This is a genomic window from Vibrio lentus (assembly GCF_030409755.1).
Lineage (GTDB): Bacteria > Pseudomonadota > Gammaproteobacteria > Enterobacterales > Vibrionaceae > Vibrio > Vibrio lentus.
In genome coordinates this window covers 2,254,081-2,269,347 of sequence record NZ_JAUFQE010000002.1, presented here as the reverse complement: position 1 = coordinate 2,269,347, position 15,267 = coordinate 2,254,081, and the positions used below count along the sequence as shown (strand labels likewise).

The following is a 15,267-nucleotide window of genomic DNA, read 5'->3' as shown; positions in this document are numbered from 1 at the left end:
GGACGGGTAACGAGTATTTAGTTATTAACCGTACATAGTGAACCGCGGGATCATTTTAGCTTTTCTAGATCCGCTTCGATCTCTGCGATCTTGCTCGATACCACTTTCTCTAGGTGACGCAAGTCAGTAAGAATTTTCTGTTTCACATCGACTTCTGCGGTTGGAATCGGCTTGGTGATCTTATTGAGCTCATCAATTACAAGTGTGAGATTACGGTTAATCTCGGTCACTTCTTTGTATTGATTGTTGCCACCGCTAACAAGCACACTTTTTACTTGTCGTGGATACTTAAACTTAACGCTTTTCGCGAACAGTTCGCCTTTCTGTTTACGGAAGTAAATCTTAAGAATATCTTTGTGAGCTTCTTGGCGAAGGGAGTAACGTTCAATCTGTTTAGGTTCGTGGATACCTAAGCCAGTGAGGTTTGGATACATAAGCGACCTCTAGTTTATGAATGTAATACTTTTATGTAATTGACTTGATCAATGTAGCAGCCTAACGACGAGCTAGATAGTTGATATATGGGAATTGATTGTAAGTTGTGGGCAAGATCGCTCTCTATCTTTACCCACACTTATCTGATTATTAGATTCTCTTTTTAGGGTGCAAGTTCCGAAACATGCTCAGTCAATCTTTCTCTTAGTGCTTGTTCCTGCTCTTCAGACAGCCTTCCTCCTGCTTCACTGGTCAGGATAAACAAATCCTCTGCACGTTCGCCGATGGTGGTAATTTTAGCGCCGTGCAAATTGATGTCTAACTCAGCAAAGGTTGCACCGACTTGAGCCAATAATCCCGGTGTGTCCAGTGCTCTGAGTTCCATCAAGGTGCGTTTCTTGCTCTTGGTCGGTAGGAATTCGACCAGAGTCTTTACCTTGAAGTGCTGTAGGTTACGTGGCGTTCTGCGTGTTCTAATTTTAGTTGGACGACCATCAGCCAGAACGTGAGTCAAATGCTTAGCCACAGCTTTGTGTCTCGCTTCATCAATCGCTTCACCGTGTTGATCGAGTACGATAAAGGTATCCAAAACATGACCATCTTTACTGACCATAACCTGCGCGTCATGAACGTTGAAGTTGCGTCTATCAAGCTCAGCTACAACGGTCGCAAAAAGTGCGGCTTGGTCTTTACAATAAACAAACACCTCAGTACCGCCACGCGTCGCTTTCTTGCTGATCAAAACTAACGGTTGGCTTGGGTCTTCTAGACGAAGTAAGTGCTCACAGTGCCAAGCGATTTGCTTGTGCGTGTGACGTAAGAAGTAATCGGCTTTGAAACGTTGCCAAAGCACTTCAATCTCACGAGCGGTGAAGCCCTCTTTACGCAGTAGAGCTGATGCCATCTGCTGATTGTGACGAATACGGTCTCTGACATCGACTGGGTTTTCTAAGCCGCGGCGTAGTGCTCGCTGTGTTGAGTGAAATAGCTCCGCTAACAGGGTGCGTTTCCAGCTGTTCCATAATTCAGGGTTAGTCGCACAGATGTCGGCGACAGTTAAGCACACAAGTAGCTCTAAAGATTCTTCATCGCGGACTTTTTTAGCAAACTCAGTGATGACATCAGGGTCGTAGATATCACGGCGTTGGGCGGTGACAGACATCAATAGGTGATTCTGAACGAGCCACGCGACTTGCTTTGCTTCTGGTTTTGATAACCCGTGTTCGATGCAGAACGAGTAAGCCTCAACTGCGCCAATTTCCGAATGGTCACCCCCACGGCCTTTGCCGATATCGTGGAAGATAGCGGCGAGGATCAGCAGCTCTTTTTTCTGAACTCGCGGATACACTTCACAACAAATTGGGTGCTTATCGTGGTTTTCAATTTGGTTAAAACGGTTGATGTGCTTGAGCAGACGAATACTGTGCTCATCTACGGTGTAAACGTGGAACAGATCAAACTGCATTTGACCAACAATCTGGCTCCACTGCGGTAAGTAAGCCGATAGCACGCCCAGTTTATGCATCAGGCTAAAAGCTTTGTGCAGTGCATTTGGGTGACGAACCAGGTCCATGAACTTGTCACGTGCTTCAGGAATGGTATGTAGAAATCGGTTCAATCGGCGACGTGCCGTACGCAGTTGTCGCAAGGTTGGCGGGCTAACCCCTTCGATGGAAGAGTCATTGGCGATATGGATAAACATATCGAGAATCGTTTCCGGACGAGCTTGGAATAGGGCTGGCTTACGGGCTTCGATCAGTGAGCCTCGACGTTGGAAGTCGTTGTCGAGAATCTCCGCTTCTTGCGTCTGACCACCGTTGATGATCGCTTGGTCAAACAGTTTAAGCAGCATCTTGTTGAGCTCTGCGACACGACGAAGTGTTCGGTAGAACTCCTTCATCATCATTTCTACGCCGCGATTGCCCTCACCAGTATAACCAAGGTGTTCGGCTACTTGAGCCTGATGCGCGAAGGTAAGACGGTTGTCGTAGCGGCGTAGTTCGATATGCAATGCAAAGCGAACGCGCCATAAGAAATCTTGGCATTCAACGAGCTCACGATATTCAGCATCGGTGAGGAATCCGTATTTGCTCATCTCCAATAAAGACGTTGCACCAAAGTGTCGACGTGCAACCCAACTCAGAGTATGGATGTCTCTTAATCCACCGGGTGTTGATTTGATGTCCGGTTCTAGATTGTAGGTGGTGTCGTGGTAGCGAGCATGACGCTCTCTTTGTTCTTGAATTTTGGCTTTGTAAAAGGTCTCACTTGGCCAAAATGAATCGGAATGAATCTTTAGTTTCAGCTCTTGGAAGGTGTCTTCGCTGCCACACAGTAAGCGCGACTCTTGCAAGTTAGTCGCAACCGTTAAATCGTCACTACCAATCTCAATACATTCAGCAATGGTACGCACTGCGTGGCCAACTTCGAGTCTCAAATCCCAAAGTAGCGTGATGAACTGACTGACTTTTTCACCAAGCGCTGGAGGCAGCGTCTTTTGCGATACGATTAAAATATCAATGTCGGATAACGGGTGCAGTTCGCCGCGACCATAACCACCCACAGCGACCAACGCGATATGAGGCAGTTTGCTAAATTCAAAATGATCCCATAATCGGTTGAGGAGCAAATCCATATATTCAGAGCGCAGCAACACTAAGTCTGTCACTGGGTGATGATTGAGAAATTCATCTTTCTGATACTGCGTGAAGATTTCGAGTTGGTTTTTTAATTCGCAGATTTCAATTTGTTCGTCATTGAACGTAATAGGGCATTGATAAGGCATAGTCTGCTATCCGTGCAAGCAAATGAGAGTATTTAACAATTTAACAGAAGGTGATGGAAAATCGAAATTACGCAGATAAAAAAATATCCCCGACAATGCGAGGATATTTTTAAAAGTCTGATGTATTCAGCTTGTTGAACTAAGCGTTCTTCATGATACGTGGAATCGTATCGTCGCTGCGTAGTGTTAGTACTTCACAACCTGTCTCAGTTACAACCAGTGTGTGTTCCCACTGTGCAGAGTTTTTGCTGTCTGCTGTGTACACTGTCCAGCTATCTTCGTCATCAAGACGGCAGCCAAACTTACCAGCATTGATCATTGGCTCGATTGTGAAACACATGCCAGCTTTCAGTACGGTACGGTCGCTGTTTTTGTAGTGAACCACTTGTGGATCTTCGTGGAATTCAGAACCGATGCCGTGGCCACAGTAATCTTTAACAATAGAGAACTTAGCGCGTGGGTTGTTCTTATTGTTTGTTTTGATGTACTTCTCGATAGCGGTACCGATTTGACCAAGCTGAACACCTGGTTTTACTTGGCGCATGCCTTCGTAAAGTGCTTCTTGAGCAACCATACATAGACGTTTGTTTGCTGGAGAAACTTCACCCACAAGGAACATCTTAGATGTGTCACCGTGGTACCCTTGTGGACGAGTGCTTAGATCTGCATTTTCGTCATCAGGAACAATCACAGTGATATCAACGTTTAGAATGTCGCCATCTTTCAATACTGCAGGTTTGAATTGACCTGTGCTACCAGTCTCATCTTGTGATGCTGGAATACCGTGACACACGATGTGGTTGATAGACGTACAGATTGACTTAGGGAAACCGTGGTAATCAAGTGGTGCTGAGTATGCGCCTCTTTCTAGAGCGTACTCATGACAGATCTTATTCAGTTCTTCTGTCGTTGTACCTACTTGGATATGAGGTTCAATCATCTCTAGAATTTCAGAAGCCAGCTTGCCGGCAACGCGCATTTTCTCGATTTCTTCAACAGTTTTAATTTTTACAGCCATTGCATATCTCTTAATTTGGTAGCACCTAAGTGTGCATATTGGGGCTATTCTAGCAGTGCAGCATTTTAGCGCAACATTCTGATACCCATATAATGCTGGTGGTTACTACTAAGCGTGATTGAATAGTGTTCAACTTTAAGCCGATAGCCTCTTGCGTTATTGGTACTATTTATAAGAGAAATACAGCATCAAAGATCAGTATAGCAACCGCCATTTTTATATTTTTTTCTAGCCATAGATGGACAAAATATGGTATAAAGCGCGCCGGACATCAGGACTGTTTTCTCCAATTGGCGAAACAAGCTTCGTGTCCACTAACTTATATCTTTAAATCACACACATTCCGACACATGTTCCGGGGTGCCTCAACAACACAGATAACGGCTGAAAAAGTGGTTAGTTGTTAGGGGTCGGATTCATGGGGAGTGTGGAGGCCTAACCCCATAGAGGATTTTAAAATGGCAACTGTATCAATGCGCGATATGCTTAAAGCTGGTGTTCACTTCGGTCACCAAACTCGTTACTGGAACCCAAAAATGAAGCCATTCATCTTTGGTGCTCGTAGCAAGGTTCATATCATCAACCTAGAAAAAACTGTACCAATGTTCAACGAAGCTCTAGCTGAAATTGCTAAAGTTGGCGAGAAGAAAGGTAAAGTTCTTTTTGTTGGTACTAAGCGCGCTGCATCTGAAGCTGTTAAAGAAGCTGCTATCAACAGCAACCAGTTCTACGTTAACAACCGCTGGTTAGGCGGTATGCTAACGAACTACAAAACTGTTCGTCAGTCTATCAAGCGTCTGAAAGAACTTGAAGCGCAAGCTCAAGACGGTACTTTCGACAAGCTTACTAAGAAAGAAGCTCTAATGCGTACTCGTGAAATGGAGAAGCTAGAGAAATCTCTTGGTGGTATCAAGAACATGGGCGGCCTTCCAGACGCTCTATTCGTTATCGATGCTGATCACGAACACATCGCAGTTAAAGAAGCAAACAACCTAGGTATCCCAGTTTACGCTGTAGTTGATACTAACTCTAACCCAGACGGCGTTGACTTCGTTATCCCAGGTAACGATGATGCAATCCGTGCAGTACAGCTTTACCTAAACGCTGCTGCAGACGCGGTTAAAGAAGGTCGTAACAAAGATGTTGCTGCTGTAGCTGCTGAAAAAGACGGTTTTGTAGAAGCTGAATAATAGCGGCTCTGAGCCATATTTAGTTCATATTAAGCGGTCATAATCGATGGCTTAACGGACTGAATACAGTCAATATCAGGGGCCCAATTAATTAGGCCCCTGTTTTTTATCTTTTTTAGAATTTACTAAGGAATAGAGAATGGCAACTGTAACTGCAGCTCTAGTTAAAGAACTTCGTGAACGCACTGCAGCGGGCATGATGGAATGTAAAAAAGCGCTTGTTGCTGCTGAAGGCGACATCGAGCTAGCAATTGAAAACATGCGTAAATCTGGCGCAGCGAAAGCAGCTAAAAAAGCTGGTAACGTTGCTGCAGAAGGCACAATCATCATTAAAGAAGAAGCTGGCGTTGCTGCTCTTCTTGAAGTGAACTGCCAAACTGATTTCGTAGCTAAAGATGCAGGTTTCCTTGCATTCGCTAACGAAGTTGCTGAAGCGGCTCTAGCTGAACGTCTAGACATCACTGCTCTTCAAGCTAAGTTTGAAGACGCACGTATCGCTCTAGTAACTAAGATCGGTGAGAACATCAGCATCCGTCGTGTTGAGCTTGTTGAAGGTGTTGCACTAGCTTCTTACCGTCACGGCGAGAAAATCGGTGTTGTTGTAGCTGGTGAAGGCGAAGCTGAAACGCTTAAGCACATCGCTATGCACGTTGCTGCTTCTAAGCCTGAGTACGTTAACCCATCTGACGTACCTGCTGACGTAGTAGAAAAAGAAAAAGCTGTTCAAGTAGAAATCGCTATGAACGAAGGCAAACCACAAGAGATCGCTGAGAAAATGGTTATCGGCCGTATGAAGAAATTCACGGGCGAAGTATCTCTTACTGGTCAAGCTTTCATCATGGAACCTAAGAAAACTGTTGCTGACATTCTTAAAGAGAAAGGCGCATCAGTTACTACCTTCGTTCGTTTAGAAGTTGGTGAAGGTATCGAGAAAGCTGCTGAAATGAGCTTCGCAGACGAAGTTGCAGCGGTACAACAAGGTTAATCCTTAGCGTATTGATTGAAAAAAAGACCGTGGCAAATGCTGCGGTCTTTTTATGAATAGTGAATTATTTTTGGCTTTTAGCTGTTATGAATGCGAACTGAGCTAATCAGTTTTTATCCATGACTGTTAATCATCAACTCTTTGGAAGGTAAACTCCATGACTACGAACCCTAAACCGGCGTATCAACGTATTCTGTTAAAACTTAGCGGTGAAGCACTACAAGGCGAAGAAGGTTTTGGTATTGACCCGACGATCCTTGATCGTATGGCTCAAGAAGTAAAAGAATTGGTTGAACTAGGTGTTCAAGTAGGTGTTGTTATCGGTGGCGGTAACCTTTTCCGTGGCGCAGGCCTTGCAGAAGCAGGTATGAACCGCGTTGTTGGTGACCACATGGGTATGCTTGCAACGGTAATGAACGGCCTTGCAATGCGTGACGCTCTACACCGTGCTTACGTAAACGCACGTGTAATGTCTGCAATCCCTCTTAAAGGTGTGTGTGACGATTACAACTGGGCAGATGCAATCAGCCAACTACGTCAAGGTCGCGTTGTGATCTTCTCTGCAGGTACTGGTAACCCATTCTTCACTACAGATTCTGCTGCGTGTCTACGTGGTATCGAAATCGAAGCTGACGTAGTTCTAAAAGCGACGAAAGTAGATGGTGTATTTACTGCTGACCCAGTAGCAAACCCAGACGCAGAGCTGTATGATACTTTGTCTTACAACACGATTCTTGAGAAAGAATTGAAAGTAATGGATTTGGCTGCATTTACGCTAGCACGTGATCACAAAATGCCAATCCGTGTATTTAACATGAATAAACCAGGCGCACTACGCCGCGTGGTTATGGGTGAAACTGAAGGTACATTAATCAGCGATGCTGACTAATTTTTCGGGCTTACTGAGGTTTACACTTTAGTAAGCTTATCCTTATCACTCCAAATAAAAAGCTTTCTTGAAGAAAGAACATAATCAAGGTGAAATTGTGATTAACGAAATCAAAAAAGACGCTCAAGAGCGCATGGTAAAAAGTGTTGATGCACTAAAAAACAGCCTGCAAAAGATTCGTACAGGTCGTGCACACCCGAGCTTACTTTCTGGTCTGACTGTTGAGTACTACGGTGCACCAACGCCTTTGACCCAAGTTGCTAACGTTATTGCTGAAGACGCACGTACTCTAGCGATCACTGTATTTGATAAAACACTGACGCCTCTTGTTGAAAAAGCAATCATGTCGTCTGACCTAGGCCTAAACCCTATGTCTGCTGGTACAGTTATCCGTGTTCCACTTCCACCGCTAACGGAAGAGCGTCGTAAAGACCTAGTTAAAATCGTTCGTGGCGAAGCTGAAGGTGGCCGTGTTGCTATCCGTAACATCCGTCGTGACGCGAATGGCGATCTTAAAGCACTTCTGAAAGACAAAGAAATTTCTGAAGATGAAGATCGTAAAGCACAAGACGAAATTCAAAAGCTAACTGACGTTGCTGTTAAGAACGTAGATGAAGTTCTAGCTACGAAAGAAAAAGAGTTGATGGAAGTTTAATTTCCCATATTCTTTACTTACTGGAAAAACGCTGTACTCACTGTTCAGCGTTTTTTTATGCTACTCTGTTCGACTATTAGAATTTGATTCACTCTTTTATGCATAATTCTCAAGCGTTCACAGACTCTCTTCCTAAACACATTGCTATCATTATGGATGGTAATGGCCGCTGGGCAAAAGCTCAGGGCAAGCCTCGCGTCTTTGGCCATAAAAACGGTGTTCAAGCCGTTCGAAAAACCATCTCTTCTGCTGCCAGACTTGGCATCAAAGCTGTTACACTTTTTGCATTTAGCAGCGAGAACTGGCGTCGACCAGAAGAAGAAGTCGGTATTTTGATGGAACTGTTTATCTCAGTCCTTTCTAGTGAAGTAAAAAAGCTTCATAAAAATAATCTACAACTTCGTGTTATTGGTGATAAAAGTCGTTTCAATGATCGACTACAAAAGAAGATAGAAGAAGCCGAGGCTTTGACTAACGCCAATACTGGTATGGTTATCAATATTGCGGCTAACTACGGCGGTAAGTGGGATATTCAGCAAGCAATGACCTCTATTGCTCAACAGGTAAAGTCTGGTGATATTAATGTAGAAGACATTGATGAAGCTATGATTACAAAGCACCTAACAATGTCTGATATTCCTGAAGTTGATCTGCTGATTCGCACCAGTGGTGAATGTCGCATTAGCAACTTTATGCTTTGGCAATTGGCTTACGCTGAAATGTATTTCACTGAACAATTCTGGCCAGACTTTAATGAAGACAGCTTAGTAGAAGCTGTGACTTGGTTTGTAAACCGTGAGCGTCGTTTTGGATGCACGGGTGAACAGATTAAAGCTCTGATGGATAGTTAATAAGGATTTTTTGGTTTGAAACAACGAATTATTACGGCGTTGATTTTGGCTCCCCTAGTTATTCTAGGTATTTTCGAGTTATCACTTCCCACATTTATACTTTCATTAGCGGTAATTACGCTATTAGGCTTTTGGGAGTGGACTCAGTTTGTTGAAAGCACATCGCGTTATTTAGCGTTGATTCCAACGGTTGTGGTGAGTGCTGCCAGTTTTGCTTTTATCCCTTTTGATGCATTTAGCCTTAATCACCTTTCTAGTGCTCACTACGCCATTCTTAGTATTGGTTCGATTTGGTGGGTGATAGCGAGTGGTATGGCGGTGACTTATCCTAAGTCTATGCCTGCATGGAAAGACTCTTCTATTCTTAGACACGGCTTTGGGCTACTTACTCTGCTGCCATTCTTTTGGAGTGTGGTGATTCTGCGCGCTAACGGTATCGATGCGGATCCTTATCATGGTGCAAAGCTAGTGATGTTTGTTTGCTTGCTCGTGTGGGCTGCAGATAGCGGCGCATACTTTTCAGGTAAGAGCTTTGGTAAGCGTAAAATGGCGCCAGCGGTAAGCCCAAATAAGACGATTGAAGGTCTTATTGGCGGTATTATTACTGCGGTGATCGTGGCTTGGATCTTTGCTGATTTGTTTGATATCCAGTTTACCAGTCCTCTTCACATGATTGTTATCACCCTCGTGACGGTTGTTATCTCTGTTCTTGGTGACCTTGTTGAAAGCATGTTTAAGCGTGTTTCCGGGGTCAAAGACAGCAGTAATCTGATTCCTGGTCATGGTGGTATACTTGATAGAATAGATAGCTTAACGGCTGCATTCCCTGTCTTTGCTCTGCTTTATTTAGCATTCTAATAAAAAGGGCAGTGATTCTGCCCTTTATTACATTTCTACGGTCATATGCGATGCGAAATCTAACTATCCTTGGTGCTACAGGCTCTATCGGTGCAAGTACACTGAAAGTGGTTGAGAAAAACCCGACGCTCTATTCAGTTGTCGCACTAGCAGCAGGTTCGAATGTCGACAAGATGTTGGCGTTAGTTGAAAAGTGGAACCCTAGCTACGTAGCTATGGCGTGCCCAGATGCAGCGTCTCGATTAGCTGAAATTTTGTCTGCCAGTCATCCTAAAACAGAGGTGCTATCTGGCCCTGAAGGGATGTGTCAGGTCGCTTCTTTAAAAGAAGTCGATACTGTGATGGCTGCGATTGTTGGAGCGGCAGGCTTGCTTCCTACTATGTCAGCAGTTAAAGCGGGCAAGCGTATCTTACTGGCTAACAAAGAAGCCTTAGTGATGTCAGGGCAGTTGTTCATCGACGCAGTCGAAAAATATGGCGCTGAGCTACTTCCTGTCGATAGTGAACACAATGCTATCTTTCAATGCCTACCGCAAAATGTACAAACCAATCTAGGTCGTTGTAATCTGGAAGAGAACGGTATCAACCATATTCTCTTGACGGGTTCTGGCGGTCCTTTCCGCTATACCGATGTTGCAGAGCTTGAATCCGTTACTCCAGAGCGTGCTATTGCGCACCCTAACTGGTCAATGGGACCTAAGATCTCTGTTGATTCAGCTACGATGATGAATAAAGGCTTAGAGTACATTGAGGCTAAGTGGTTATTTAATGCCTCTAAAGAGCAACTCAAAGTTATTATCCACCCTCAGTCTGTGATTCATTCTATGGTTCAGTACAAAGATGGCTCGGTACTGGCTCAAATGGGTGAACCTGATATGGCGACGCCAATTGCTTTGACCATGTCTTATCCTGATCGTACTGAAGCGGGCGTGAAGCCGTTGGACTTTACTAAGATTGGCGAGTTGACATTCTTAGAGCCTGATTTAACTCGTTACCCATGTTTGAGATTAGCGATCGAAGCATGCTACTTAGGTCAGCATGCGACAACAGCAATTAATGCGGCAAACGAAATTGCAGTCGATGCTTTCTTGAACAATCATGTGAAGTTTACCGATATTGCTATCATTAACGAGCATGTTATGAGCAAAGTATGTGAACAATATAACTCTGAGGGCTTAGATAGCTTGGAAAGCCTTCTTGAGCTCGATAATATGTCTCGTCAAATAGCCATTCAATTTATTAAAGAGCAGCTAGCATGAGTGGAATTCTGTGGAACTTCGCATCTTTTATTGTAGCGCTTGGCATTCTGGTTGCTGTTCACGAGTTTGGACATTTCTGGGTTGCTCGCCGTTGTGGTGTGAAAGTCGAAAAATTTTCGATTGGTTTTGGTAAATCAATCTGGAGCAAAGTTGGCCGTGATGGCACGGAATACAGCTTGTCAGTGATTCCATTAGGCGGCTACGTTAAAATGCTTGATGGTCGTGTTGACGACCTTTCTGACGAAGAGCAGCAATACGCTTTTGATAAGAAGCCGCTATGGAAACGAACAGCGATAGTGGGTGCAGGTCCTGCATTTAACTTTATCTTTGCGGTGTTCGCGTACTGGTTAGTATTTTTGATCGGCGTACCAGCGGTTAAACCGGTAATTGGAGAAGTCACTCCTCAATCTATCGTGGCACAAGCCGGAATTGAAAGTGGGATGGAACTTAAATCTATTTCAGGAATCAAAACCGCAGATTGGGAATCAGTAAACATGGGTTTGATATCACATATCGGTGATCAATCCATGACAGTAACGGTTTCTTCTCCTGATGATATTGGCTTTGAGCAACAAATGACATTGGACATTTCAGACTGGTCGTTTAACCCAGAAACTGAATCTGCAATGACAACGCTTGGTTTTAGACCGTATTCGCCAGAAATATCGACAACGCTCGCTCAAATTATTGAAGACGGTGCTGCATACTCTGCAGGATTCGAAGCGGGTGATAAAATTGTCGAAATTAATGAGCAACCTATTGAAAAGTGGCAATCGGTAGTTGAGTTAATTCGAGCGAATCCGGAAACCTCGATAAACGTCAACGTGTTGCGAAATGGTGTGAAGCAGCAATTGGTTCTTACTCCAAAAAGTCGAGAGCTTTCTGATGGTTCCACAATCGGCTATGCGGGTATTGCTCCAGAAGTCGCAGAATGGCCAGAAGATTATCGCTTTGAGTTACAATTTGGTGTAATTGAGTCTGTAGGAAAAGCATTTGATAAAACAGGTCAGATCATTGGTTTGACGCTGACAATGCTTAAAAAGCTCATCGTTGGTGATGTTGGCTTAAATAACCTAAGTGGCCCTATTTCGATTGCTAAAGGTGCAGGTACAACCGCCGATTATGGTCTGGTTTACTTCTTGGGCTTTTTGGCTCTGATCAGTGTTAACTTAGGTATCATTAATTTGGTTCCGCTGCCTATGCTTGATGGCGGACATTTGCTCTTTTTCGCTATTGAAGCCATTACTCGTAAACCCGTCCCTGAGAAAGTTCAGGAAATAGGGTATCGACTGGGAAGTGCAATTATCTTCTCTTTGATGGCTCTGGCAATATTTAACGATTTTACTCGTCTGTAAATGGTTTCTTACAGACATTGTTAGTAGCAAGGAATAATTAGAATAAGTATGGCGATTAAGCAAATTCTGTTCGCAAGTCTATTGGCCACTAGTGTGGCTGCGAACGGAGCACAAAACTTTGTAGTTCAAGATATTAAGATCGAAGGTTTACAGCGTGTTGCACTTGGTGCTGCTCTACTGAAAATGCCGGTGCGTATTGGCGATCAAGTAGAAGAAGGCGATGTATCTGAGATCATTCGTGCATTATATGCTTCAGGTAACTTTGAGGACGTTAAAGTACTGCGTGATGAAGGTGTTTTGATTGTTCAAGTAAAAGAACGACCAACTATCGCAAGCATTTCATTCTCGGGTAACAAAGCGATTAAAGAAGAGCAACTTCAACAGAACCTAGATGCATCTGGTGTTCGTGAAGGTGAAGCGCTTGATCGTACAACGCTGAGTAACATCGAGAAAGGTCTTGAAGATTTTTACTACAGCGTAGGTAAATACAACGCGACAGTAAAAGCGGTTGTGACTCCATTGCCACGTAACCGTTCTGACCTTAAGTTTGTGTTTACTGAAGGCGTATCTGCGAAGATTCAGCAAATTAACTTTATCGGAAACGAAGTCTATTCTGATGCTGAACTTCTTAGCCGTTTTAACCTAAACGTAGATGTTGCATGGTGGAATTTCCTTGCGGATGAAAAATACCAAAAGCAAGTTTTAGCGGGTGATATCGAAGCTCTGAAATCTTACTATCTTGATCGTGGTTATCTGAAGTTTAAGGTGGATTCGACACAAGTTGCGATCTCTCCAGACAAGAAAGGCGTTTACATCACGCTGGGTATTGATGAAGGCGAAGCATACACCGTTAAAGATGTCGCGTTTCGTGGTGAGCTAATTGGCCGTGAGGCTGACTTTGATGCATTAGTCCCATTTGAAGATGGCGATACGTACAACGGCTCTTCTGTAACTTCTTTAGAAGAAGGCGTTAAGCGAATTCTTGGTGAATCAGGTTATGCCTACCCACAAGTTCGTACTATTCCTGAATTCGATGATGAGACCAAAGAGGTTTCGCTTGTTATCAATGTAGAAGCGGGCAGCCGTATCTACGTTCGTGATATTCGCTTTACGGGTAACAACTCGACCAAAGATGAAGTTCTACGTCGTGAAATGCGTCAAATGGAAGGCAGCTGGCTTAACTCTCGATCGATTGATACTGGTAAGAGCCGACTTAACCGTTTAGGTTTCTTCGAAACGGTTGATGTACAGACAGTACGTGTTCCTGGTAGTGACGATCAAGTTGATTTGGTTTACAACGTAAAAGAAGCAAACTCAGGTAGCATCAACTTTGGTGTCGGCTACGGTACTGAATCGGGTGTGAGCTTCCAAGTTGGCCTACAACAAGACAACTTTGCTGGTTCTGGTAACCGTGTTGGCGTAAGTGCCATGATGAACGATTACCAAAAGAACGTGAGCTTGGACTACCGTGACCCATACTGGAACCTTGATGGTGTGAGTTTGGGCGGTAAGATCTTCTACAACGAGTTTGAAGCATCTGAAGCGGGTATCGTCGACTATACCAACCAAAGTTATGGTACGAGCCTAACATGGGGTTTCCCTGTGGATGAGCTTAACCGTATCGAATTTGGCGTAGGCTACACGCACAACAAGATCGGTAACGTTCCGACGTATATCCAAGTTGAACAGTTCGCGAGAAGTATTGACCAATATGGTGACGAACACATCCTAACCGATGACTTCGATATCAATATCTCTTGGACTCGTAACAATCTTAACCGTGGTTTCTTCCCTACAGAAGGTAACCACCAACGTGCTTTTGCTAAAATGACCGTACCGGGCTCTGATGCTAAGTACTTCAAAGCGCAGTACGATGTAAAACATTACATCCCGCTGACCAAAAAGCATGAGTTCACACTATTGATGCGTGGCCGATTAGGCTATGGTAATGGTTATGGTCAAACGGATGGTAATGATAACTTGTTCCCATTCTACGAGAACTACTACGCGGGTGGTTTTACAACGCTGCGTGGCTTTGGTTCTAACTCAGCGGGTCCAAAAGCCGTTTACGGAAACAGCACGGGTAACAACCCTACATACGATTCTGCTACCGATGACTCGGTTGGTGGTAACGCGGTTGCTTTGGCGAGTTTAGAGTTAATTGTACCTACACCGTTTGCTTCTGATGAAGCGCGTAGCCAAATTCGAACCAGTGTCTTCTTCGACATGGCAAGTGTATGGGATACTGAGTTCGTAGACCGTGGCGCACCTAACAGTGGCAGCCAGTACTACTACGATTACTCAGATCCAACCAATTACCGTTCATCTTATGGTGCAGCCCTTCAGTGGATGTCTCCGATGGGCCCACTGGTTTTCTCTCTAGCGAAACCAGTTAAAATTTACGAAGGTGATGATGAGGAATTCTTCACATTTACCATTGGTAGAACTTTCTAATATTTAAAGGACAATATTTTGAAAAATATGATTAAAGCAGCAGGTTTAGGCCTTGTAGTTCTTAGCTCTTCTTTCTTTGCAACAGCTGCAGAAGCTGCGCAAAAAGTGGGTTATGTAAACACTGCACAAGTATTCCAGGCTCTACCTCAGCGTGAAGTTGTTCTTCAAAAAATGCAGGAAGAGTTCAAAGATAAAGCGGCTGAGCTTCAAAGCATCCAAGCTGAAGCTAAGACCAAGATCGAAAAGCTTAAGCGTGATGGCGAATTGCTAGGTCCTGATGAAATTGAAAAACTTCGTATCGAAGTTGGTCAATTGGACAGCAAGTACAAAATCAAAGCTCAAGCACTAGAAAAAGCAAGCCAACGTCGTGAAGCACAAGAGAAGCAGAAGCTATTCAAAGTGATTCAAGATGCTGTAACAAAAGTTGCAGAGAAAGAAGGCTACGACATGATTGTTGATATTCAAGCTCTGCAATATGGCAAGCCAGAATACAACATCTCTGAGAAAGTAATTAAAGCACTGAAATAAGTTTT

13 protein-coding genes are annotated in these 15,267 nt (G+C 44.0%); 10 read left to right on the top strand and 3 right to left on the bottom strand.

The features are described from left to right. Positions 1-50 precede the first annotated feature (50 nt). From QWZ07_RS18470 to map, 3 genes are all read right to left on the bottom strand, one after another. A complete protein-coding gene (locus tag QWZ07_RS18470; RefSeq protein ID WP_017107178.1) occupies positions 51-434 on the bottom strand; it encodes a DUF3461 family protein in 384 nt (127 codons plus the stop codon). Positions 435-598: 164 nt separating this feature from the next. Beyond that, a complete protein-coding gene (gene glnD / locus QWZ07_RS18465; protein WP_102361935.1) occupies positions 599-3,220 on the bottom strand; it encodes a bifunctional uridylyltransferase/uridylyl-removing protein GlnD in 2,622 nt (873 codons plus the stop codon). Positions 3,221-3,359: 139 nt separating this feature from the next. After that, positions 3,360-4,238, bottom strand: coding sequence for a type I methionyl aminopeptidase (gene map / locus QWZ07_RS18460; protein ID WP_192852237.1), 879 nt, complete (start codon positions 4,236-4,238; stop codon positions 3,360-3,362). A 458-nt stretch (positions 4,239-4,696) separates the two neighbouring features. On the opposite strand from map, the gene rpsB reads away from it, so the two are divergent. From rpsB to QWZ07_RS18410, 10 genes are all read left to right on the top strand, one after another. After that, on the top strand, positions 4,697-5,428 hold the full coding sequence (gene rpsB, locus QWZ07_RS18455) for a 30S ribosomal protein S2 (protein WP_032500394.1): 732 nt from the start codon (positions 4,697-4,699) through the stop codon (positions 5,426-5,428). 139 nt (positions 5,429-5,567) lie between these two features. After that, positions 5,568-6,413: a translation elongation factor Ts gene (tsf, locus tag QWZ07_RS18450; protein ID WP_017107181.1), complete on the top strand. Its 846-nt coding sequence runs from the start codon at positions 5,568-5,570 to the stop codon at positions 6,411-6,413. Between the two features lie 157 nt (positions 6,414-6,570). Next, entirely contained in the window at positions 6,571-7,302 is a 732-nt protein-coding gene (gene pyrH / locus QWZ07_RS18445; RefSeq protein WP_009847418.1) for a UMP kinase, read from the top strand. 97 nt (positions 7,303-7,399) lie between these two features. Then, positions 7,400-7,957: a ribosome recycling factor gene (gene frr, locus QWZ07_RS18440; protein WP_029225913.1), complete on the top strand. Its 558-nt coding sequence runs from the start codon at positions 7,400-7,402 to the stop codon at positions 7,955-7,957. A 98-nt stretch (positions 7,958-8,055) separates the two neighbouring features. Beyond that, complete coding sequence (gene uppS / locus QWZ07_RS18435; RefSeq protein WP_192852236.1) at positions 8,056-8,808, top strand: undecaprenyl pyrophosphate synthase; 753 nt, start codon at positions 8,056-8,058, stop codon at positions 8,806-8,808. A 15-nt stretch (positions 8,809-8,823) separates the two neighbouring features. Further along, entirely contained in the window at positions 8,824-9,666 is an 843-nt protein-coding gene (locus tag QWZ07_RS18430) for a phosphatidate cytidylyltransferase (RefSeq protein WP_192852235.1), read from the top strand. 50 nt (positions 9,667-9,716) lie between these two features. Next, the gene (ispC, locus tag QWZ07_RS18425) at positions 9,717-10,925 is read left to right on the top strand and encodes a 1-deoxy-D-xylulose-5-phosphate reductoisomerase (RefSeq protein WP_017110384.1); all 1,209 of its coding nucleotides are present in this window, start codon (positions 9,717-9,719) and stop codon (positions 10,923-10,925) included. Continuing rightward, positions 10,922-12,280, top strand: coding sequence for a sigma E protease regulator RseP (gene rseP / locus QWZ07_RS18420; protein ID WP_102459729.1), 1,359 nt, complete (start codon positions 10,922-10,924; stop codon positions 12,278-12,280). The genes ispC and rseP overlap by 4 nt, the downstream gene beginning before the upstream one ends. 48 nt (positions 12,281-12,328) lie before the next feature. After that, complete coding sequence (gene bamA, locus QWZ07_RS18415) at positions 12,329-14,734, top strand: outer membrane protein assembly factor BamA (RefSeq protein WP_017107187.1); 2,406 nt, start codon at positions 12,329-12,331, stop codon at positions 14,732-14,734. A gap of 27 nt (positions 14,735-14,761) precedes the next feature. Then, complete coding sequence (locus tag QWZ07_RS18410; protein WP_029223473.1) at positions 14,762-15,262, top strand: OmpH family outer membrane protein; 501 nt, start codon at positions 14,762-14,764, stop codon at positions 15,260-15,262. The last annotated feature ends 5 nt before the right edge of the window (positions 15,263-15,267 follow it).

Coding starts and splice junctions, on each gene's coding strand:
- QWZ07_RS18470 (WP_017107178.1), bottom strand. CDS start 434: ATGTATCCAAACCTCACTGGCTTAGGTATCCACGAACCTAAACAGATT.
- glnD (WP_102361935.1), bottom strand. CDS start 3,220: ATGCCTTATCAATGCCCTATTACGTTCAATGACGAACAAATTGAAATC.
- map (WP_192852237.1), bottom strand. CDS start 4,238: ATGGCTGTAAAAATTAAAACTGTTGAAGAAATCGAGAAAATGCGCGTT.
- rpsB (WP_032500394.1), top strand. CDS start 4,697: ATGGCAACTGTATCAATGCGCGATATGCTTAAAGCTGGTGTTCACTTC.
- tsf (WP_017107181.1), top strand. CDS start 5,568: ATGGCAACTGTAACTGCAGCTCTAGTTAAAGAACTTCGTGAACGCACT.
- pyrH (WP_009847418.1), top strand. CDS start 6,571: ATGACTACGAACCCTAAACCGGCGTATCAACGTATTCTGTTAAAACTT.
- uppS (WP_192852236.1), top strand. CDS start 8,056: ATGCATAATTCTCAAGCGTTCACAGACTCTCTTCCTAAACACATTGCT.
- ispC (WP_017110384.1), top strand. CDS start 9,717: ATGCGAAATCTAACTATCCTTGGTGCTACAGGCTCTATCGGTGCAAGT.
- rseP (WP_102459729.1), top strand. CDS start 10,922: ATGAGTGGAATTCTGTGGAACTTCGCATCTTTTATTGTAGCGCTTGGC.
- bamA (WP_017107187.1), top strand. CDS start 12,329: ATGGCGATTAAGCAAATTCTGTTCGCAAGTCTATTGGCCACTAGTGTG.
- QWZ07_RS18410 (WP_029223473.1), top strand. CDS start 14,762: ATGATTAAAGCAGCAGGTTTAGGCCTTGTAGTTCTTAGCTCTTCTTTC.